This is a genomic window from Micromonospora okii, assembly GCF_020884795.1.
In the GTDB taxonomy this organism is placed as follows: domain Bacteria; phylum Actinomycetota; class Actinomycetes; order Mycobacteriales; family Micromonosporaceae; genus Micromonospora; species Micromonospora okii.
In genome coordinates, this window is the sequence record NZ_BBZF01000013.1 from 433,199 (window position 1) to 453,008 (window position 19,810).

Genomic DNA, 19,810 nt, shown 5'->3' on the forward strand with positions numbered 1-19,810 from the left:
ACGGCACCGCGCTGACAACCACCGTCGCCAGCACCTCGCGCGTCCGGGCCTGCGAACCACCGAACTCGCCGCGGGTGACGCACGGGCCCCCGGGGGACAGCAATGACCGCCCGACCGTTCCAGACGGGCGACCTACTGCACCTGACCCGTGCCGCGAGCCCGCAGTTCGTCAAGCCGATCATCGTGCGGGTCATCCGCGAGATGAAGGACAGGCACACCTACTACGGCTGGACGTGGATCGAGGCATACGAGCTGGACGCGGCAGGCGATGCCGTCGCGAAGCGCGAACTGTTCGTGCGGCGCGAAGGGTCACGCCCACTCCGCCTGCCCCTGCGGCAGGCCGCGCCGGCCCGGGGCACGAACCGCCCCAACCGGGTGCCCTGATGCTCCGCCCGCACCTGCCGATGCGCCCCGCCTGGCTCTGCCGAATCTGCGCCGCCCCGTGGCCCTGCCCGGCGGCGCGGCTCGACCTGTCCACCGAGTTCCACGGTCACACCGTCGCGCTCGCGTTCTACCTGGCCACCATGATGCGCGACGCCCTGGACGACACCTACCGGCTGGGCGGCCGTCCCGACCCGACCGCGCTGCACGCCCGGTTCCTCGGCTGGCTTTCCCCGACACGCCGGCCACGCCGCACCGAACACCACTGACCGCCCGCCCCCGTCGACTGCACCGCGCCCGGACCTTGGGCCGTCGTCGTCAAGGTGAACAAAACTGCCCAGGATTCGCGCTTCCGGGCGGCGGGCTCAGGCCGGGTCGGTCGGTGCCAGCAGGGCGGCCAGGGTGGCGGCGCGCAGCAGCGCGGCCCGACGCCGCCGGTCCACCTCGCCGCCGAGGAACGGCGTCGAGTTCATCAGGCCGAACGCGGCGTGCGCCAGCACCCGTGCCTCGCCGTCGGGCAGGCCCGGGTGCAGCGCGGTCAGCACCGTCACCCACTCCTCCACGTAGAGCCGCTGGAGCTTGCGGATGCGGCGGCGCGGCTCGTCGGGCAGGCGGTCCAGCTCGTGCAGGTGCAGGGCGATCACGGCCGGGTTGGCCAGCGCGAACTCGACGTGGAAGTCGATCAGCGACTCCAGCACGCCGCGCGGGTCGTCCGGGTGGCCGGCGGCGCGCTCGCGCCCGCCCTCCAGCAGCCCCTCGCTGACCGGGATCAGCGCGGCGGCCAGCATGGCCTCCTTGCCGGCGAAGTGGTGGTAGAGGGCGGGGCCGGTGACGCCGGCCGCGGCGCCGATGTCGTCCATCGACACCCCGTGGTAGCCGCGCGCGGCGAAGAGGCCGACCGCGATCTCCAGGATCTCGTCCCGCCGGGACCGCCGCCGACCCGTGCCCGCCACGCCGCCCGCCGATCCCCGTGCCCGTTGTCCCACCGTCACCGGGCAAGCGTAGACCCGCCCGGTCACGGGGCGTTGCCACGGTCTCCCTGAGCAGCACCGGCCGCCTCGCCGGTCACTCCTCCTCGGTGGGGAGGCCGTGCTCCGCCCGGACCGCCGCCGCCTCGTCCGGGCGGCCCAGCTCGTCCAGCACCCGGGCCAGCAGCCAGGCGGCCTGGGCCGCCGGCCGGGAACCCGACGGCAGGCCGCCGAGCACCTCCCGCAGCACCGGCTCGGCCTCGCCGGGCCGCCCCGCGCGCGCCAGCAACTCCCCGCCGAGCAGCTCCACCCGGGCGGCCTCGCCGAACGCCTCGATCGACCGGAGCCGGCCCGGCACCCCAGCCAGCCGCTCCAGCCCCTCGTCCGGGCGGTCGTCGCCGGCCAGCACCCGGGCCGCGACCTCGGCCGCGAGCGCCACCTCGTACGTCACCACGGGCGGCTCCTCCGGGGCGCCCGTCAGCGCGGCGGCGAGCGAGTCCACCACCCCGACCGCGCGGACCGCCGCCGCCACGTCGCCAGACCAGTGCAGGGAGTCGGCCTCCCGGCGTCGGGCGCGCAGCTCGTCGACCCGCGCCCCGGCCAGCCGGTACGCCGTCGCCGCCTCGGCGAACCGCTGCGCGGCCAGCGCGTCCCGGTCGGCGTCGTAGAGCAGCCCGCCGGCCTCCTCCAGCACCTGCGCCCGGTGCGGCAGGTTGTCCGGCCCGTCGAGGTTGCGGGCGAGCTGGTCCAGCAGGGCGAGCGCCGGGTCCAGCTCGCCGAGGTCGACGTAGATCCCCGCCAGCAGGTGCCGGCACCCGTCCGCCTCGGCCTGCGCCCCGAGGCGGTCCAGCCCGAGCACCGCCTCCTCGGCCACCTCGGCGGCCTCGGCCGGCCGCCCCGCGACCCGGTACGCGTTCGCCAGTTCCCAGCGCAGGAAGGCGTCCCCCTCGGCCCCCTGCTCGACGCAGAGCGTGACCGCCTCGGCGAAGTCCTCCACCGCCTCGGCCGCCCGGTCCGCCGTCATCAGCGCGCGGGCCCGGAACACCCGCACCGGCAGCAGGGCCTCCGCCGGGGCGACGCCCAGCGCCTCGTCGCATGCGGCCACCCGCCCGGCCGGGTCGTCGGTCGCCCGCGCGCACGCCAGGTTCGCGGCGGCGACCAGCTCGCCCACGCCCACCTCCCGGGCGAGCCGGCGGGCGTGTCCGGCCGCCGCCCGGAACTCCTCCGGCCGCTCCAGCTCCTCCAGCACGTGCGCGCGGTGCAGCGCCGACCGAGCGGCCAGCCACGGGTCGACGTCGGCCTCGGCGGCGGCCCGGTCGGCGGCGGCGAGCGCCTCCTCCCAGCGGCCCAGGTGCGCCAGTGCCAGGGCGAGCCGGTCGTGGGCGGCGGCCCGCTCCCGGGCGTCGCCGTGGGCGGCGAGGAAGTCGGCGGCCTCCCGGACCAGCGCCAGCCCCTCGTCGCTCTCCCCGGTCGCGCAGAGCGCCACCCCCAGCCGGCCGGCGACGACCTGCGCCCGCACCGGGTCGCCCAGCTCCCGGTACGCGGCCAGCGCCGCCCGGTTCGCCTCCCGCCGGCCGTCGTCGTCGGTCAGCTCGCCGGCGCGCAGCTCCAGCCGGCGGGCCGCCGTGCGGGGCGGGACGTCGGCCGTGCCGTACCGCTCGTCGTAGGCGGCCAGCGCGGCGAGGAACGCGGGCCGGCGATGGCTGCGCCAGGTCTCGTCCGCCAGGTCGAGCAGCTCGTCGGCGTCGGCCTCGGCCGGAACGGTCACCTCCTCGGCGGGGACCTCCGGCGGCGGCGCGGGCCGGGCCGGGCGGCGCAGGCTGGCCGAGAGCGGCAGGTGCTCCCCGGTGGGCTGGGTGGCCAGCCGCCGGGCGATCCACTCCGACTGGTGGGTGGTGCCGTTGCGCTCGTCGAAGCGGGCCGCCAGCGCGGTCGCCGTGCCGGTCAGCTCGTCGGCCAGCGCGGCGGCGGACACCTCGCCCGCCGGCCGGTCGCCGGCCGCCCGCCGGTGCACGGTGACGTCGCCGGCCCGGCGCAGCGCGGCGGCGGCGGTCGCCGCGAAGTGCATCGCGGCGGCCGGCGTGGGGGCCCGGTCGAGCCAGTCCAGGTGCCGCTCGACGATCTCCACGGCCCGGGCCACGTTGCCGGTCAGCGTGCAGAACTCGACGTGGTCGCCGATGTCCCACAGGTCCGCCAGGTTGCCCCGCAGTCGCCGGTACGCCTCCCGGTGCGCGTCCCGCGCCGCCTCGTGCCGCCCGCTGCGCAGGTACGGCACCAGCAGCGCGGTGAGGATCGCCTGCGGCTGTTCCGTGCAGCTCAGCCTGCCGGCGAGGACCGGCTCGGCCAGCGCCACCGCCTCCTCGTGCCGGCCGACGTGGGCGAGGTACGCGACCTGGGTGGTGGGGTCGCAGCCGGCGCAGTCCGACAGGTCGTCGCGCGGGGCGGTCAGCCACTGCCGGTACCACCGCTCGGCGGCCTCGGCGTCGCCCAGGTGGTCTGCGACCAGGTAGCGGTGCTTGTACACGGCCTGGAGGCTGTGCCCGGCCTCCCGGTACCGGCGCTCCATGTCGTCGAGGACCGCGTAGGTGCGGTCCAGCGGCAGCTCGGGGAACTTCAGCAGGGCGTTGACCATGTACTTGAACTGCCAGAGGAGCTGCCCGGCGTAGGGCTGGTGGTAGGGCTGCGGGTCCTGGTCGAACTCGGCGAGGCAGCGGGAGAAGGTGACGAAGGACTTGCCCGGCTCGCCGCCGTGGACGTACCCGGTGGTGGCCTCCATCCGGGCGGCGAAGGCCAGGTGGCGGTCCGCTCCGGCGTCGGTCCGGCGCAGCAACTGCTCCAGGGCGGCGGTGCGGCCGGCGCCGTACGGCATGCCGGTGATCTCCCGCAGCATCCGCCACAGCTCGTCGTCGCTCATCTTCCCGACTCACTCCCGTCCCGGTACGGCCCGGCCGAGCAGGCCGAGGAAGGAACTGTTCAGCAGCGCGGCGTCGGCCGCGCGGATGGGGTGGTGCCCGAGCAGGAGGGCCTGCCCGTACAGCGCCTCGACGGAGAGGCGGACCAGCTCCGGGTCGTCGAGCGTGGTGACCCGGCGGACCAGCGGGTTGCGGTGGTTGAGCACGAGCTGCGGGCGGTCCGGCGGGGCCGACGCGGCGAGGGCGTCGAGCACCCCGCCCCACAGCTCGTCGGCGGCGTCCCGGCTCGCGGCGAGCTCGTCGTTGAACGACGCCGACCGGCTGACCAGGTAGAGGGCGGGCAGCGACACCGGGTCGTACCCCCGGATCACCACCTCGCAGCCGAGCCGTTCCAGGGCCCGCTGCGCGGCGGCGAGGAACGGCCGCAGGGCCAGCTCGACCTTCGGGTCGAGGGCGTCGAAGCGGGTGGTGAGGTCGCTGGGCTCCAGCCGCTCGATGAGCGTCGACGGGTCCGCCGCCGGCAGCCGCTCGACGATCTGGGCGTCGTACGTGTAGCCGGCGTTGACCACCGCGAGGTCCTGCGCGGCGGCGACGGCGGCGAGCTGGCGGAACTCGTCGAGGCTGGCCGCGTACCGGACGAGGCCGTGGCGCTGCCGGAACTCGGCCAGGGTGAGCGCGCCGACGTTGGTCTCCATCGGCCACCACTGGTCGACCAGCCGGAGCATCTCGTCGTCGTGCAGGGCGAGCGCCTTGACCCCGAGGTGGTGCACCTGGAGGAACTCGGCGAGCCGGCGCGGGTCGTGCCGGGCCAGCCGGACCAGCCAGCCGCGCACCTGCTCGCCGAGGGCCTCGCGGGTGGCGGTGAGCAGGGCGTCCTCGTAGAGCGCCTCGCGGCTGGCGGTGGGCCGCAGCTCGCCGGCGTCGACCACGCAGTGCGCGAAGAACGCCCACTCGGGCAGCAGGCCGTCGGCGTGCTCGGTGAGCAGCATCCGCTTGAGGTAGACCCGGTGACCGGCGCGGGCCGCCGGGTTCACCGGGGCCGGCAGGATGAACGCGACCCCGGTGAGGCCCGCCTCCGGCACCGAGAGCGGCACCACGTCGAACGGTGTGACGCCGAGGAGTTCGCGGGCGTACCGGATCAGGGCCGGCCGGTCGGGGGGCGTGCCTGGCGTGGTCGGCCACGGCGGGCCCCCGGCGGTGGTGACCACGTCGCCGACCCGGACGGTCACCGGCAGCAGCGCGCCGTAGAGCCGGGCCAGGTCGGTGACGGTGGCGGTGGCGAACCACTGGTCGGCGTCGCGGCGCGGGACCAGGGTCACCGTGGTCCCCGGCTCCGGGCGCTGCCGGCCGGCGGGGGCGGTCTCGACGGCGTACCGGCCGTCGGAGTGGCCGGTCCAGAGCACCGTGGGCTGGTCGGCGTGCCGGGTGACCACCCGGATCTCGTCGGCGACGAGGAAGCAGGAGAGCAGCCCGATGCCGAACTGGCCGAGGAACTCGTGCCGGGAGAAGCCCAGCTCGTCGCGCTTGGAGCTGCGGCCGATGGTGGCCAGCAGCTCGTGCACCTGCGCCTCGGTCAGGCCGATGCCGGTGTCGTGCACCCGCAGCGTGCCGTCGCCGGTCAGCTCCGGCGGCTCGATGCGGACCAGTGCCGGGGCGTCGGGTTCCGTCGCCCGGCGGGCGGTGATCGCGTCCACCGCGTTCTGCATCAGCTCGCGGACGTACACCCGCGGGCTGCCGTAGAGGTGATGACTGAGCAGGTCGACCACGCCCCGGAGGTCGACCTGGAAGGTGTGGTCCACGCTGTGCTCCCCGGTCCGATGCCGGCGCCCACCGTACCGGTGGTCACCGACGCCCGGCTGCCCCCGTCGGCGCGAACCCGGGTCCTACCCGTGGCCGGGGTGCTCCGCCGGGGCGGGTGGGCCGTCCGGGTGGGCGCGCTCGCTCAGGCCGCTGAGTCGCAGGGCGAGGCGGCGGCGGGCGGCCGGGACGGCGAAGACCGCCCGGAGCAGGGCGTTGCGCAGTGCCCGCCGCCCGGGCGGAACGGTCGCGACCCGGGTCAGCCGGGCGGCGAAGCGGACCACGTCCTCGGCGACCGGGCGGCGCTGCTCGGCGTACCGGTCGAGGAGTCGGTCGGGGCCGCCGCCGAGCACGTCCGCGAGCGCCTCGCCGAGGGCGACGGCGTCGCGCAGGCCAAGGTTCATACCCTGCCCGCCGGCGGGACTGTGGACGTGCGCGGCGTCCCCGGCGAGCAGCACCGGGCCGGCGCGGAACCGCTCGGCCACCCGGTGGTGGACCCGGAACCGGGAGCCCCAGATCACCTCGGTGACCCGGGCGGTGCCGGCCGTCGGGCCGCGCGTGTCGAGCAGCCGCTGCACGTACGCCACGTCGGGGTGCTCGGGGGCGTCGGCGACGGCGGTCACCACCCGCACCACCCCGCCCGGCAGCGGCGCCCAGGCCAGCATCCCGGCGGTGCCGAAGTGGAGCACCACCTCGTCCTGCGGGACCGGCCCGTCGAGCCGGACGTCGGCCAGTGCGAACGACTCCGTCCCGGCGTCCGGCCCGGAGAAGCCGATGCCGGCCAGCTCGCGGACGCTGCTGTGCATCCCGTCGGCGCCCACCACGTAGCGGGCACGGACCGTCGCGCCGTCGGCCAGGGTGCCGGTCGCGCCGGTGTCGTCACGGGTCAGGCCGGTGAGCCGGTGTCCGCGCCGGATCTCGCCGCCGTGCGAGCGGAACAGGTCGGCGAGGACCGCCTCGGTGACGGACTGCGGCACCAGCAGCGCGTAGGGGAAGCGGCTGGGGAGAGCGTCGAACCGGACGGTGAGCAGTGGCCGGTCACGGTCGCGCACGGTGAACCGCGACGCCCGCACGCCCCGGGCCACCAGCGGCGTCGCCGCGCCGATGCGGTCCAGCACCTCCAGCGTGTACGCGTGCACGACGCCCGCCCGGGAGGTCGTGGCGGGCTGCTCGGCCCGGTCGACGAGGGTGACGTCGACGCCCCTGCGGGCGAGCGTCACCGCCGTGGCGAGCCCGACCGGCCCCGCGCCGACAACCAGTACGTCCGTGGTCCTGGGCAGCATCGTCCCCACCTCCGTGGCATGCCAACGGTCGTTTGCCAACAACCGTTGGCAACGGTAGGTGAACGTGGACGCGGAAGTCAACGAGCGTTGGCCTACAGTCGTGGACATGACCGCGACGCCTGCCACCCGACGCTCCGACGCCACCCGCGCCGCCATCCTGCGGGCCGCCCGGGAACGCTTCGCCGCCGACGGGTACGACCGGGCCACCATCCGCGCCATCGCGGCGGACGCGCGGATCGACCCGTCGATGGTCATGCGCTACTACGGCAGCAAGGAGGGGTTGTTCGCCGCGGCGGCGGAGTTCGACCTGCGCCTGCCGGAGCTGACCGGGGTGCCGGCGGGGCGGCTCGGCGAGCTGCTGGTCCGCCACTTCCTCGACCGCTGGGAGGGCGACGAGACGATGGTCGCCCTGCTCCGGGCGGCGAGCACCAACGCCGGGGCGGCGGAGCGCATGCGGGACGTCTTCGCCGACCAGCTCGGCGTGGCGGTGGCCCGCGTCGCCCCCGACCCCGCCGGGGCGCCCCGGCGGGCGGGGCTGGTGGCCAGCCAGATGCTCGGCCTCGCGCTGACCCGGTACGTGCTGCGGCTGCCGCCCGTGGCCGACGCGGACCCGGCGGAGCTGGTCGCCTGGGTCGCGCCGACCGTCGAGCGCTACCTGCGCGGGGAGCCGGCCACCCCACGCTGACGCCCCGCGCGGCGCACGCTGCGGGCAGCGGCGCGCGCTGCGGGCACCCGCGCCGGGCAGGGCGCGTCGAGGCGTCGGCGGACGGTCAGCCGGCGAGGCCGCCCGGCTGGTCGCCCTTCACGACGGGGGCCCGGACCAGGTTGCCCCACTCGGTCCACGAGCCGTCGTAGTTGCGCACCTGCGGATACCCCAGCAGGTGGCGCAGCACGAACCAGGTGTGGCTGGACCGCTCGCCGATCCGGCAGTACGCCACCACGTCGTCGGACGGGCTCAGCCCGAGCTGGTCGGCGTAGATGGCGCGCAGCTCGTCGGCCGACCTGAAGGTGCCGTCGTCGTTCGCGGCCGACTTCCACGGCTTGCTCAGCGCGCCCGGGATGTGCCCGCCGCGCAGCGCCCCCTCCTGCGGGTAGTCCGGCATGTGCAGCATCTCGCCGGTGTACTCGCCCGGCGAGCGCACGTCGACCAGGGGCCGGCCGGCGGCGACGTGCGCCATCACCTGCTCCCGGTACGCCCGCAGCGGGGCGTCGTCGCGCACCGGCACCGGGTACTCGGCGCGGGGCCGGGCGGCCTTCTCTCGGGTCAGCTCCCGTCCCTCGGCGACCCACTTCTGCCGGCCGCCGTCGAGCAGGCGCACGTCGGCGTGGCCGAAGAGGGAGAAGACCCAGAGGGCGTACGCGGCCCACCAGTTGAAGTTGTCGCCGTAGAAGACGACGGTGTCGTCGCGGCCGATGCCCTTGGCGGCGCACAGCTCGGCGAAGCGCTCGGCGTCCAGGTAGTCCCGGGTGACCTGGTCGTTCAGCTCGGTGTGCCAGTCGACCTTCACGGCGCCCGGGATGTGCCCGGTGTCGTAGAGCAGCACGTCCTCGTCGGACTCGACCACCACCAGCCCCTCGTCGCCCAGGTGCTCGGCCAGCCACTCGGTGGTGACGAGCCGCTGCGGGTCGGCGTACGACTGGAGGCGGGGGTTCGGATCACTCGGCACAGGCATGAGCCCCAAGGTACGCCCGTTCCCCCGGCGGCGTGGCGGCCGTCGCGAGCCCCGGCCCGGCCGTGTGCGGGCCGGCGTGGGCCCCTGCCCGGCCGACCGCCTTCCGCGGCGGGCCCACGGCCCGACCGACCGTCTTCCCGGGCCGGGCCGGCGGCCCGTCAGGCGCGGCGGTGCACGAGCCGGCCGGCCACCACCGTGGCGAGGCAGCTCCCGTCGTCGGCGAAGACGGCCAGGTCGGCGCGGGCACCCGTGACCAGGGCGGGCGGCCGGAGCGGGTCGAACAGCGTGACCCCGCCGCGCGCCGCCGCCACCCGCAGGTCGGGGTCGGCGAGCGCCCCGGCCGAGACCACCGTCGCCCCGGACCGGAACAGGGCGTGCACCCGCTCGCGCGGGGTCGGGGCCGCCGGCAGGGGTCCGTCGTGCGCGAGCGCCGGCCCGAGGAGCCCGGCCCACCGCCGCGCCCGCACCAGGGGGTACGCGGCCAGCAGCTCGTCGGCCGGCGCGACGGCCTCGATCCGGTCGCCGGCCACCAGTACGGCCCGGCCGGGGGTCGGCGGCCCGTCGAGGGTGACCCGCACCAGCGGTGCGGTGTGCAGGGTGAGCATCAGTCGGCCACCGGGCCGAGCGCGGGCCGCTTCGCGGTGACCGTGTCCCCGGACGACCGGCCGGTCAGCCGTCGCTTGATCCACGGGGCGAGGTGCCGGCCCGCCCAGCGCACGTCGGCGGCGCGGGCGGCCAGCCACGGCGTCGGCGCGGGATGCGGCGGCACCATCAGCCAGTCCTCGTCGCAGCCGACCCCGAGCGCTCTCAGCACCTGCCCGGCGACCCGCCGGTGCCCGGCCTCCGACAGGTGCAGCCGGTCGGTGCTCCACAGCATCGGGTTGAGGTAGGCGTCGTCGGCGTACAGGTCGACCAGGATCGCGCCGTGCCGCTCGGCGGTCTCCCCGACGGTCCGGTTGAGCAACTGGACCCGGGGTGCGACCAGGCGCTGCCCGGGCAGCCGGGCCATCACGTCGGCGAACCGGAACAGCACCACGTCCGCGCCGCCCGAGCGCAGGTCGCGCACCACGTCGTCGAAGCGGGCCACCAGGGCGTCCGGGTCGAAGGTGCGGCGCAGCACGTCGTTGCCGCCGGCCGCGAAGCTGATCAGGTCGGGCTTCATCGCGAGCGCGGCCGGCACCTGCTCGGCCACGACGTTGGGGAAGAGCCGGCCCCGGATCGCCAGGTTCGCGTACCGGAAGTCGGGGCCCGCCTCGGCGGCCAGCCGGGTGGCCACGAGATCAGCCCAGCCCCGGTACGTCCCGTCGGGATAGGCGTCGTCCATGCCCTCGGTGAAGCTGTCCCCCACCGCCACGAAACTGCGCCAGCGCACGCCGCCTCCAAGGTGTAAGGAAGGGCACCCTGTTAACGCATACGGTAGTAGCGGGGCCCCTTCTTAACGGCAGACAGTCTGGCACCGCCCGGCCGGCCGGTCGCACCGGCTCGATGCGACGTGTCTCAGATCCCAAGCAGCGGGAGGTCCGTCGCGTCCACGGGTCTGCCGGCCCGTTCCACTCGTGGTCGGCGACTGTCCACTCGTGGTCGGCGACATCGCGGTGTCCCGGCCCCCGCGACACCGCCATGACGCCGACACGGCCTCGGGCCGCTGGGCGGGCGTGTCGAACCGCCGCCTGGAGGGGCTCGCCGAGCGGCTGCCCGAAAGGGCGAACGTGGTGTAACGACGCCCGCGCTGGGTACCGGTTCCCGAATCGGCGCAGGTGTGCATTCGGAGGCTCTCATGACCGGTTACCGGGTCAGCGAAGTGATGACCAAGCAGGTGGTGTACCTGTCCGCGGATACCACCCTGGACGAGGCGGCCAGGGTGATGAAGGAGGCGGACATCGGGGACGTGGTGGTCACCGAGGGCGCCACCCTGGCGGGGATGCTGACCGACCGGGACATCGTGGTGCGGGCGGTGGCCGAACGCAGCGACCCGGCCAGCACCACCATCGGCTCGATCATCACCCGGGAGGTGGTGATGATCGAGCAGCACTCGACGGCCGGGGAGGCGGCGGCGCTGATGCGCGAGCGCGGCATCCGGCGCGTCCTCGTCTGCGACAGCGAGCGAAAGCTCGTCGGCATCGTCTCGCTGGGCGACCTCGCCATGCAGCTCGACCCGAACTCGGCCCTCAGCGACATCAGCGAGAAGGCCCCGACCGTCTGAAAGGAGGGGCCCCTTCCTAACGCTTCCGGTAGAGGAGGGGCCCCCTTTCGACAGCGGTAGCCTGATCGAATGCCCCACATGCCGACCAAGCTGGCCGAGATCGTCGACGAGTTCGCCGCCGCGCCCCGCGACGTGGTGCTGGAGATGCTGCTGGAGTACGCCGACGCCGTCCCACCGCTGCCCGAGGAACTGGCCGGGCGCGAGGGCATGGAGCAGGTTCCCGAGTGCCAGACGGCGTTCTTCCTGCGCGCCGAGGTCAACCCGGACCGGACGGTGACGACCTGGTTCGACTGCCCCCCGGAGGCGCCGACCACCCGCGCGTTCGCCGGCATCCTCGCCGAGGGGCTGACCGGGGCGAGCGCGGACGACGTGCTCGCCGTGCCGGACGACCTCTACCAGCGGATGGGGCTGGCCCAGGCGATCAGCCCGCTGCGGGTCCGGGGCGGCACGGCCATCCTGGCCCGACTCAAGCGCCAGGTCCGCGAGCAGGCGGGCTGAGGGCGGGGCCCCGGCGTCGCGGGATCGCCGCTGCCGCCACGCCCTGCGACGCAGGCGGGCCGAGGCGGGAACGGACCCATCGGCCGGGACCGACCGGCGGCGAGCCGGGCGCGGATCCGCAGGGCAGCGAGCCGGGAATGAGCGGCCGGGCGGGAGTTCGGGAACAGAACTGCTGGCCGGGGAGTTGTCGCGGGGCATGGAGATCGAGATCTACGCCGACGTCGCCTGCCCCTGGTGCTACGTCGGCAAGCGTCGGTTGGAAGAGGCCCTCGAGGCGTACGACGGCGAGGTGACGGTCCACTACCGGCCGTTCCAGCTCGACCCGTCGCCGGTGCCGACACCCCGGCCGCTCGTCGAGGCGCTGGCCGCGAAGTTCGGCGACCGGGAGCGGGCCGAGCAGATGTTCGACCACGTGACCCGGGTCGCGGCGGATGCCGGGCTGCGGCTGGACTTCGACCGCGCCGTCGCCGCCAACACCTTCGACGCGCACCGGCTCGTCCGGTACGCCACGCAGCGAGGCCGGGCCGCCGAGACCGTGGAGGCGCTCTACCGGGCCCACTTCACGGACGGCGTGGACGTCGGCTCCCGCGACGCGCTGGCCGAGGTCGCCGCCGGGGTCGGGCTCGACGAGGCCGAGGCGCGCGCCTTCCTCCACTCGGACGAGGGAACGGCGGAGGTCGCCGCCGAGCTGGCCGCCGCCCGGGGCCTCGGCGTGACCAGCGTCCCGACGTTCGTGCTGGCCGGAAAGTACGCGGTCACCGGGGCGCAGGAGCCGGAGACGCTCCTGGCCGCGCTGGCGGAGGTGGAGCGCCGGGAGTCGGCCACGAGCTGACCGTCGACGATGTTTCACGTGCAACAACATCGACGCATTTGAGTTCCTAGGCTGGCCTGGCCAGGTCCTCCACCACCCGGGCGCCGGGGAGCGCGCCGAGCGCCGGCCCGGGCAGGGCGATCTTGCTGTGCCGTACGCCGGAGCCGACGATCACGTGCGGGGCGGCGATCACCCGTGCGTCGACCAGGATCGGCCACTCCTCGGGCAGCCCGATCGGGGTGATCCCGCCATACTCCATGCCGGTCAGCTCGACCGCCTCGGCCATCGGGGCGAAGCTGGCCTTGCGCACGTCCAACGCCCGGCGGGCCACCCCGTTGACGTCCACCCGGGTGGTGGCGAGCACGACGCAGGCGGCGTAGCGGACCTCGCCGCCCCGCTTGCCCGCGATGACGACGCAGTTCGCGGACACGTCCAGCCCCACCTCGTACGCGGCGCAGAACGCGGCGGTGTCGGCCAGGCCCGCGTCGATCGGGGCGACCAGCACATCGTCGACGTCCACGGGCGCGTCGGCGGGCCATTGCTCGACCGCGGCGGCCACCAGGGGTGCCAGCAGGTCCAGGCGGGTCCGGGCGGGCTCGGTCTTCAGCGTCCCCATCACGGATGCGATCCTCGCACCCCGGGCCGCCGGCTGCTCGACGGAGACCGGCCGCCCGACGGAGGCCAGCAGCCCGGCCGCCCGACGAAGGCCGCGGACCGGGAGCCAGGAGCCAAGACCAGAGGCCGCGGGCCGGAAGCCGGGAGCCGGGACCGGAGGCCACGGACCGGAAGCCGGGAGCCGGAAGCAGGGACCAGAGGCCGCGGACCGGGAGCCGGGACCGGGGCAGCGCCGGCGGCTGGCGCGCCAGGACCGTCAGCCGTTGGCGACGAACGGGTTCTCCCGGACGAACGCGTGATCCTGGGCGGCGGCGTCCTCCCGGGCCCGCAGCAGGTCCGGCCGGCGGGCCTCCAGGTCCTCGAAGGCGTGCCGGACGGCTATCCGGATCACTCCGTAGAGGAAGACGAACCCGCAGACGTAGAGGATCACGGTGGCGACGAGGACCAGCATGGCGTCACCGTAGGCAGCCGACGAACGAGGGAAGTTCTCATCTCCGGCCGGTTCCCCCGTACGTGTCGGCCGGGAACTCGCCGGGCGACGGGGGCATGACCCACGCCCGCGCGGGAAGGCAGGCCGCCGGGACCGGAACCGTGGGAGGCGAGATGGCGTACGGCAGAGGCAGCGGCGGTGCCGGGCGGCGACTCCCCGGCCGTACCACTCGATGACGTCGCCGGCCCGGATCGCCGGCCGCCTCCTGGGGGCGGTGGCGGTGCCGCACCTGCTCGGCGGCGCCTCCCGCGTGTCGGAGGCGTCCCGGGCCGTCCCGCACCTGCTCGACGACGCCTCCCGCACCGCCGGTGACGCCGCCGCCCGGCTGGCCCGGATGGCCGGCCTGACCAAGCGCCGGGTCTGGTCCCGTCCTGGCCGACACCACATCGAGGTGCACGGCGTCGGCCAGGACGGCGGGGACGGGCTGGCCCGCCAGGTGGAGCGGGAGCTGGAAGGGATGCCCGGGGTGGCGTGGGCCCGGGTGAACGCCGCGTCCGGCCGGGTGGTGGTGGCCGTCGAGGAGCCGGAGCCGAGGCTGCGCGACCTGATCGCCACGGTGGCCGAGTGCGAGCGCACCTGCGAGCACGAGCCGGATCCGGAGATTCCCCCGCCGCACCCGCCCGAGGAGGGGCCACGCACGCCCCGCACCCTCGGCGCGCTCGCCTCGGACGCGCTCGGCCTGACCCTCTCGGCCGCCACCCGCATCCTGCCGCTGGCCCCGGTCCCCGGGGAGGTGGTCGGGCTGCTCGGCGCCGTCGACCTGCACCCGAAGCTGCACGCCCTGGTCGACCGGGGACTGCGCGCCGACCCCCGTACCGACGTGATCTTCCCGTTCGCCGAGGCGGTCGTGCAGGGGCTGGCCGGCGGCTGGATGGGCATGGTCGTCGACGGCGCGCAGCGGGTCGCCCAGTGGGGAGAGTCCCGCGCCCAGCTCGCCGCCTGGGCGAAGGCCGAACCCCGGCTCACCGGGGACCCGGACCGGGCGGTGGCGCGGGTGCCCCCCGTCGAACGCCCGTGCCCGAAGCCGGACGGGCCGGCCGAGCGCTTCGTCACCGGCATGTTGACGGCGGGCGCGGCGGCCGGCGCGGCGGCGGTCCCGCTGGTCGGCCACAAGCGGGCCGCCTCGCTGGCCCTCGCCAGCCTGCCCCGCGCCCCCGGGAACGGCCGCGAGGGGTACGCCGCCCAGCTCGGCCGGATGCTCGCCCGGCGCGGCGTGATCGCGATGGACCGTAGCGTGCTGCGCGAACTGGACCGGATCGACACGGTGGTGCTGGACGCCGGGGTCCTCGGCTCCGCACGGGGGGCGCTCGCGGACCTCGCCCCGCTGGCCGGGGCGGAGACCGGGCGGGTCGCGGCCCGCGCCTTCGCCCTGTTCGACCCGGCCGCCCCTGACCGCACGCAGCGGGCGGACGGCTGGCGGCTCGGCCCGCTGGACGACCTCGACGCCGCCGGCCCCGGCGACACCGACGACAGCCGGCGGCTGCGCGAGGGCGGCGGCACGCTGCTCGGCCTCGCCGAGGGTGACCGGCTGGCCGCCCTGATCCGGGTGGAGCCGGAGCCCGCCCCCGGGATGGACGCCCTGCCGGCCGCCGCCCGGCGGGCCGGCCTGCGCCTGGTGGTGGCCGGCGACGACGGCCGGTACGCGTTCGCCGACGCCGTGCTGCCCGGGGGTGCCCGGACCGCCGAGACGGTACGCGGGCTGCAACGCGACGGCGCGGTGGTGATGCTGCTCTCCGCCGACCGGGCGGCGCTCGCGGTGTCCGACTGCGGGCTCGGGGTGTCCCGCCCGGACGATCCGCCGCCCTGGGGCGCGCACCTGCTGGTCGGCACCGACCTGCGGGTCTGCGCCCTGATCGTCGAGGCCGCCGGGGTGGCCCGCCGGACGACCGCGCAGAACATCCGGCTGGCCCTGGCCGGCACGGGTCTCGGCGCCCTCGGCGCGTTGACCGCCGACCGGCGGCGGCTGCCGGTCCGGGCGCTCGCCGCCGTGAACGGGGCCGCCGCCCTCGCCTTCGCGAACGGGATGTGGCGGGCGGGTCGGCTGCCGGCTCCCGCCGCGCCCCCGACGCCCGCCCCGACCGCGTGGCACCTGATGCCGGTCGACACGGTGCTCGACCGGTTCGACACCGGCGCGGACGGGCTCAGCTCGGCGGAGGCGCAGCGCCGCCGCGCCGACCTCCCCGACGGTCGGCCCGGGTCGTCCGGCCTGCTGCACGCGTTCGTCGACGAGCTGGCCAACCCGCTCACCCCGGTGCTCGCCGCCGGGGCCGCGCTCTCCGCCAGCTTCGGCTCGCTGGTGGACGCCGCCCTCGTCGGCGGGGTGATCGGCGGGTCCGCCCTGGTCGGGGCGGTGCACCAGCGCAACACCGAGCGGTCCCTGGCCGAGTTGCTGTCCCGTACCGCCGTCACCGCCCGGGTCCGCCGCGACGGCGAGGAACGGGTGGTGGCCGCCGAGGAGCTGGTGCCGGGCGACGTCGTCGTCCTCGGGCCGGGCGACGCCGTGCCGGCGGACTGCCGGGTGCTGGCGACGGACGGCCTGGAGGCGGACGAGTCGTCGCTGACCGGCGAGTCGCTGCCGGTCGGCAAGACCGACCAGCCGGTGGTCGCCGCCGCCGTCGCGGACCGGCGCTCCATGCTGTACGAGGGCACCACGATCGCCACCGGGCACGGCACCGCCGTGGTGGTGGCGACCGGGGCGGACACCGAGGCGGGGCGCAGCCTGGCGCTGGCCCGGCAGGCGCCCCCGCCGAGCGGGGTGGAGGCCCGGCTCGGCGCGCTGACCAGGACGGCCGTTCCGCTGGCCGCCGGGTCGGCGGTGGCGGTGGCCGGGGCGGGCCTGCTGCACGGCGTGCCCCTGGCGCAGACGGCGGCGACCGCCGCGAACCTGGCGGTGGCGTCGGTGCCGGAGGGGCTGCCCTTCCTGGTCAACGCCGCTCAGCTCGCGGCGGCCCGGCGGCTGGCCGAGCGCGGCGCGCTGGTGCGTAACCCGCGCACCATCGAGGCCCTGGGCCGCGTCGACGTGCTCTGCTTCGACAAGACCGGCACCCTCACCGAGGGGCAACTGCTGCTCGCGGGCGTCGGTGACGCGGGCGGCACCCGGTACGCCCCGCCGGACCGGCTCGACGGCCCGCTGCGGCTGACCCTGGCCGCCGCCCTCCGGGCCACCCCGCCCGCCGCCGACCCGGACGAGCTGCCGCAGCACACCGACCGCGCGGTACGGCGGGGCGCCGCGACCGCCGGGGTCGACGAGCGGGTCGGCGCGGAGGGCTGGCGGGCGGTGGGGGGCCTGCCGTTCGAGCCGTCCCGGGGCTACCACGCCACGATCGGGGAGACCGGGGGTGCGACGCTGCTCAGCGTCAAGGGCGCGCCGGAGACGGTGGTGCCCCGGTGCGTCGCCCGGCGCACGGACGACGGCGGGGACCGGCCGCTGGACGACGCCGGCCGCGACGAGCTGCACCGGATGCTCGCCGACCGGGCCGCCGCCGGGCACCGCGTCCTGGCCGTCGCCGAGCGCCACGTCACCGGCGCGACGGTGACCGACGGCGACGTGGACGGGCTGGTCTTCGTCGGCCTGCTGGCGCTCGCCGACGGCGTACGCGGCTCGGCCGCCCCCGCCGTGCGCCGCATCCGGCAGGCCGGCGTGCACACCATCATGATCACCGGCGACCACCCGGCGACGGCCGAGGCCATCGCCTCGCTCATCAGTCCCGACGACGGCGGCCAGCGGGTGGCCACGGGCGTCGAACTCGACCGGCTCGACGACGACGCGCTCGCCGAACGGCTCGCCCGCACCGACGTGGTGGCCCGCTGCACCCCCGCGCACAAGGTCCGGATCATCCAGGCGTTGCAGAAGCACGGCCGCACGGTGGCGATGACCGGGGACGGCACCAACGACGCCCCGGCCATCCGGCTCGCCGACGTCGGCATCGCCCTCGGCCAACGGGGCACCCCGGCCGCCAGGGCCGCCGCCGACCTGGTGGTGACCGACGACCGGCTGGAGACGATCATCGCCACCCTGGTCGAGGGGCGGGCCATGTGGTCGTCGGTCCGGCACGCGCTGAGCATCCTCGTGGGCGGCAACCTCGGCGAGATCGCGTTCAGCGTGCTGAGCGCGGCCAGCACCGGCCGGTCGGCGCTCAACGGGCGGCAACTGCTCCTGGTCAACCTGCTCACCGACCTCGCGCCGGCGCTCGCCATCGCGGTCCGGCCGCCCGCCGCCGACCGCGCCGACCACCTGCTCCGGGAGGGCCCGGACACGTCGCTCGGCGAGACCCTGCGGCGGGAGATCGCGCTGCGCGCGGCGTCGACCACCCTGGGCGCGACGGCGGGCTGGACGCTGGCCCGGTACACCGGGCGGCGACGCCGGGCCGGGACGGTCGCGCTCGCCTCGCTGGTCGGCACCCAGCTCGGGCAGACCGTGCTGGCCGGCGGGACCAGCCCGGCCGTGCTCGCCTCCACGGCCGCGTCGGTCGGTGCGCTGGTCGCCGTCGTGCAGACCCCGGGAGTCAGCCACTTCTTCGGCTGCACCCCGCTCGGGCCGTTCGGCTGGGGCATCGCGGCCTGCTCGGCGCTCGGTGCCACCCTCGCCAACGGCGCGCTCACCCGCCTCCTTCCCGTCAGCGGGGAGTCGCCGCAGGACGCACCCGGCGAGGAGTCGCCGGCAAACGCACCCGGCAAGGACGAGCCGCCGGCTGCATCCGGCGAGAACGAGCCACCGGCCGGGCAGGAACCACCCGCCGACGGCGGCGAAGCCGCGACGGCCGGGTGAGCCGCATGGGCGCGGCGGGCCGGGGTACGGGTGGGAGCGGAGGTGGGGAACGATGACGACGCAACAACCGGAGGTCACCTTCGTCGGCACAGCCACGACGGTGCTGCGGATCGGCGGGTTCACCCTGCTCACCGACCCGAACTTCCTGCACCGGGGGCAGCGGGCGTACCTGGGCCGGGGCCTGTGGTCGCGCCGGCGCACCGACCCGGCGCTGGAGATCGCCCAACTGCCGTCGCTGGACGCGGTCGTCCTGTCCCACCTGCACGGCGACCACTTCGACCGGGTGGCCCGCCGGGAACTCGACAAGGCGCTGCCCATCGTCACCACCCCGCAGGCGGAACGGAAGCTGCGCCGCTGGGGCTTCCGGGCGGCCGAGGGGCTGCCCACCTGGCGTACCCGGGAACTGCGCCGGGGCGGCGAGACCCTGCGGCTGACCTCGATGCCCGGCCGGCACGGCCCCGGCCTGCTGGACCTGGCCCTGCCCGACGTGATGGGCACGATGATCGACCTGGAGCGCGACGGCGAGCGCCGGTTCCGGCTCTACGTCACCGGCGACACCCTGAACCGGCCGATGCTCGCCGAGATCCCGCAGCGCTACCCCGACATCGACGCCATGCTGATCCACCTCGGCGGCACCCGGATCGCCGGCATCCTGCTCACCATGGACGCCCGGCAGGGCGCCGACCTCACCGAACTGGTCCGGCCCGGCCTCACCGTGCCGATCCACTACGACGACTACCCCGTCTTCCGCTCCCCCCTGGGGCACTTCCTCGCCGAGGCCCGGCGGCGCGGCCTCGGCGACCGGATCAGGACCGTCCACCGGGGCGAGACGGTCCCGCTCACCCCGCCCGTGCCGGCCCGGCCCGCCTGATTCCCCGGATGACCGATCGCCGCCCCTCGCGCTGGTCGCGGAGGGCGGCGATCGATGGGGTACGGGGGTCAGGCGCGCTCGGAGATGGCCTCGATGAGGTCGCCCACGGGCCGCTCCGGCAGCGACCGGGCCACGTCGGCGACGGCCACGATCCCCACGAGGTCGTGCCCGTCGATCACCGGCAGCCGGCGTACCTTGTGCTTGCCCATGGTGCGCAGGACCTCGGCCGCGTCGTCGTCCGCGCCGATCGTGACCGCCTCGCCCTGGGCCAGCTCGCCCACGGTCACGACGGCCGGGTCGCGCCCCTCGGCCAGCACCTTCACCACGATGTCGCGGTCGGTCAACATGCCCCTGAGCCGGTTGTCGTCGCCGCAGATCGGCAGCGAACCGACGCCGAGCCGGGCCATCTGCCGGGCGGCCGTCCTGAGGTCGTCCTGCTCACGAACGCAGGTCACGTCGCTGGTCATGATGTCGCGTGCGGTCGGCATCGGTGTGGCACCTCACTTCCGGGGACGTATGGTGCCCTTCCTCCTACCCCGG

The 19,810-nt window shown here is 76.1% G+C and carries 18 protein-coding genes; 8 read left to right on the top strand and 10 right to left on the bottom strand.

The window, feature by feature from the left end; all coding sequences use genetic code 11:
• The first annotated feature begins 102 nt into the window (after positions 1-102).
• Positions 103-384, top strand: coding sequence for a hypothetical protein (locus LPU43_RS05070; protein WP_229399033.1), 282 nt, complete (start codon positions 103-105; stop codon positions 382-384).
• Positions 384-650 (top strand): hypothetical protein, encoded by a 267-nt coding sequence (locus tag LPU43_RS05075; RefSeq protein WP_229399034.1) that lies wholly within the window; start codon positions 384-386, stop codon positions 648-650. Before LPU43_RS05070 ends, LPU43_RS05075 begins: the two co-directional genes overlap by 1 nt.
• A 96-nt stretch (positions 651-746) precedes the next feature.
• Here the strand turns inward: LPU43_RS05075 and LPU43_RS05080 are convergent, their stop codons facing one another.
• The 4 genes from LPU43_RS05080 to LPU43_RS05095 form a co-directional block, all read right to left on the bottom strand.
• Positions 747-1,373 carry a TetR/AcrR family transcriptional regulator gene (locus tag LPU43_RS05080; protein ID WP_229399035.1) on the bottom strand — a complete coding sequence of 209 codons (627 nt, stop codon included), beginning with the start codon at positions 1,371-1,373 and terminating at the stop codon, positions 747-749.
• A gap of 73 nt (positions 1,374-1,446) precedes the next feature.
• Positions 1,447-4,263 carry a hypothetical protein gene (locus LPU43_RS05085; protein ID WP_229399036.1) on the bottom strand — a complete coding sequence of 939 codons (2,817 nt, stop codon included), beginning with the start codon at positions 4,261-4,263 and terminating at the stop codon, positions 1,447-1,449.
• Between the two features lie 9 nt (positions 4,264-4,272).
• Positions 4,273-6,060: an HSP90 family protein gene (locus LPU43_RS05090; protein WP_229399037.1), complete on the bottom strand. Its 1,788-nt coding sequence runs from the start codon at positions 6,058-6,060 to the stop codon at positions 4,273-4,275.
• Between the two features lie 84 nt (positions 6,061-6,144).
• Positions 6,145-7,341 (bottom strand): FAD-dependent oxidoreductase, encoded by a 1,197-nt coding sequence (locus LPU43_RS05095; RefSeq protein WP_229399038.1) that lies wholly within the window; start codon positions 7,339-7,341, stop codon positions 6,145-6,147.
• Positions 7,342-7,447: 106 nt separating this feature from the next.
• Between LPU43_RS05095 and LPU43_RS05100 the strand changes: the two genes are divergently transcribed.
• Positions 7,448-8,026: a TetR/AcrR family transcriptional regulator gene (locus tag LPU43_RS05100; protein ID WP_229399039.1), complete on the top strand. Its 579-nt coding sequence runs from the start codon at positions 7,448-7,450 to the stop codon at positions 8,024-8,026.
• 85 nt (positions 8,027-8,111) lie between these two features.
• On the opposite strand, the gene LPU43_RS05105 is transcribed toward LPU43_RS05100, so the two are convergent.
• The 3 genes from LPU43_RS05105 to LPU43_RS05115 all read right to left on the bottom strand — a co-directional run bounded on the left by LPU43_RS05105 (position 8,112) and on the right by LPU43_RS05115 (position 10,386).
• The gene (locus LPU43_RS05105) at positions 8,112-9,014 is read right to left on the bottom strand and encodes a sulfurtransferase (protein ID WP_229399040.1); all 903 of its coding nucleotides are present in this window, start codon (positions 9,012-9,014) and stop codon (positions 8,112-8,114) included.
• A 158-nt stretch (positions 9,015-9,172) separates the two neighbouring features.
• Positions 9,173-9,619: an imidazolonepropionase-like domain-containing protein gene (locus LPU43_RS05110; RefSeq protein WP_229399041.1), complete on the bottom strand. Its 447-nt coding sequence runs from the start codon at positions 9,617-9,619 to the stop codon at positions 9,173-9,175.
• Positions 9,619-10,386, bottom strand: coding sequence for an SGNH/GDSL hydrolase family protein (locus LPU43_RS05115; protein ID WP_229399042.1), 768 nt, complete (start codon positions 10,384-10,386; stop codon positions 9,619-9,621). The genes LPU43_RS05110 and LPU43_RS05115 overlap by 1 nt, the downstream gene beginning before the upstream one ends.
• A 405-nt stretch (positions 10,387-10,791) precedes the next feature.
• Between LPU43_RS05115 and LPU43_RS05120 the strand changes: the two genes are divergently transcribed.
• The 3 genes from LPU43_RS05120 (at position 10,792) to LPU43_RS05130 (ending at position 12,547) form a co-directional block, all read left to right on the top strand.
• Positions 10,792-11,217: a CBS domain-containing protein gene (locus LPU43_RS05120; RefSeq protein WP_229399043.1), complete on the top strand. Its 426-nt coding sequence runs from the start codon at positions 10,792-10,794 to the stop codon at positions 11,215-11,217.
• A 69-nt stretch (positions 11,218-11,286) separates the two neighbouring features.
• Entirely contained in the window at positions 11,287-11,715 is a 429-nt protein-coding gene (locus LPU43_RS05125; RefSeq protein ID WP_229399044.1) for a SufE family protein, read from the top strand.
• A gap of 172 nt (positions 11,716-11,887) precedes the next feature.
• Positions 11,888-12,547 (top strand): DsbA family oxidoreductase, encoded by a 660-nt coding sequence (locus LPU43_RS05130; RefSeq protein ID WP_373321658.1) that lies wholly within the window; start codon positions 11,888-11,890, stop codon positions 12,545-12,547.
• A 46-nt stretch (positions 12,548-12,593) separates the two neighbouring features.
• Here LPU43_RS05130 and LPU43_RS05135 read toward each other — a convergent pair whose 3' ends face one another.
• Together LPU43_RS05135 and LPU43_RS05140 are read right to left on the bottom strand one after the other, a co-directional pair.
• A complete protein-coding gene (locus tag LPU43_RS05135; protein WP_229399046.1) occupies positions 12,594-13,142 on the bottom strand; it encodes a YbaK/EbsC family protein in 549 nt (182 codons plus the stop codon).
• Between the two features lie 255 nt (positions 13,143-13,397).
• On the bottom strand, positions 13,398-13,592 hold the full coding sequence (locus LPU43_RS05140) for a hypothetical protein (protein WP_229399047.1): 195 nt from the start codon (positions 13,590-13,592) through the stop codon (positions 13,398-13,400).
• 211 nt (positions 13,593-13,803) lie between these two features.
• Here LPU43_RS05140 and LPU43_RS05145 point away from each other — a divergent pair, with 211 nt between their 5' ends.
• Both LPU43_RS05145 and LPU43_RS05150 read left to right on the top strand, forming a co-directional pair.
• Positions 13,804-18,399, top strand: a complete 4,596-nt coding sequence (locus tag LPU43_RS05145; RefSeq protein WP_229399048.1) for an HAD-IC family P-type ATPase — start codon at positions 13,804-13,806, stop codon at positions 18,397-18,399.
• 52 nt (positions 18,400-18,451) lie between these two features.
• Complete coding sequence (locus LPU43_RS05150) at positions 18,452-19,270, top strand: MBL fold metallo-hydrolase (protein ID WP_229399049.1); 819 nt, start codon at positions 18,452-18,454, stop codon at positions 19,268-19,270.
• Between the two features lie 68 nt (positions 19,271-19,338).
• On the opposite strand, the gene LPU43_RS05155 is transcribed toward LPU43_RS05150, so the two are convergent.
• The gene (locus LPU43_RS05155; RefSeq protein ID WP_229399050.1) at positions 19,339-19,758 is read right to left on the bottom strand and encodes a CBS domain-containing protein; all 420 of its coding nucleotides are present in this window, start codon (positions 19,756-19,758) and stop codon (positions 19,339-19,341) included.
• Positions 19,759-19,810: the final 52 nt, after the last annotated feature.

Excerpts from the sequence above, each read along its gene's own strand:
- LPU43_RS05125 (WP_229399044.1), top strand. The coding sequence starts at position 11,287 with ATGCCCCACATGCCGACCAAGCTGGCCGAGATCGTCGACGAGTTCGCC.
- LPU43_RS05150 (WP_229399049.1), top strand. The coding sequence starts at position 18,452 with ATGACGACGCAACAACCGGAGGTCACCTTCGTCGGCACAGCCACGACG.
- LPU43_RS05120 (WP_229399043.1), top strand. The coding sequence starts at position 10,792 with ATGACCGGTTACCGGGTCAGCGAAGTGATGACCAAGCAGGTGGTGTAC.
- LPU43_RS05110 (WP_229399041.1), bottom strand. The coding sequence starts at position 9,619 with ATGCTCACCCTGCACACCGCACCGCTGGTGCGGGTCACCCTCGACGGG.
- LPU43_RS05070 (WP_229399033.1), top strand. The coding sequence starts at position 103 with ATGACCGCCCGACCGTTCCAGACGGGCGACCTACTGCACCTGACCCGT.
- LPU43_RS05155 (WP_229399050.1), bottom strand. The coding sequence starts at position 19,758 with ATGCCGACCGCACGCGACATCATGACCAGCGACGTGACCTGCGTTCGT.
- LPU43_RS05100 (WP_229399039.1), top strand. The coding sequence starts at position 7,448 with ATGACCGCGACGCCTGCCACCCGACGCTCCGACGCCACCCGCGCCGCC.
- LPU43_RS05145 (WP_229399048.1), top strand. The coding sequence starts at position 13,804 with ATGACGTCGCCGGCCCGGATCGCCGGCCGCCTCCTGGGGGCGGTGGCG.
- LPU43_RS05085 (WP_229399036.1), bottom strand. The coding sequence starts at position 4,263 with ATGAGCGACGACGAGCTGTGGCGGATGCTGCGGGAGATCACCGGCATG.
- LPU43_RS05140 (WP_229399047.1), bottom strand. The coding sequence starts at position 13,592 with ATGCTGGTCCTCGTCGCCACCGTGATCCTCTACGTCTGCGGGTTCGTC.
- LPU43_RS05105 (WP_229399040.1), bottom strand. The coding sequence starts at position 9,014 with ATGCCTGTGCCGAGTGATCCGAACCCCCGCCTCCAGTCGTACGCCGAC.
- LPU43_RS05075 (WP_229399034.1), top strand. The coding sequence starts at position 384 with ATGCTCCGCCCGCACCTGCCGATGCGCCCCGCCTGGCTCTGCCGAATC.
- LPU43_RS05135 (WP_229399046.1), bottom strand. The coding sequence starts at position 13,142 with ATGGGGACGCTGAAGACCGAGCCCGCCCGGACCCGCCTGGACCTGCTG.
- LPU43_RS05095 (WP_229399038.1), bottom strand. The coding sequence starts at position 7,341 with ATGCTGCCCAGGACCACGGACGTACTGGTTGTCGGCGCGGGGCCGGTC.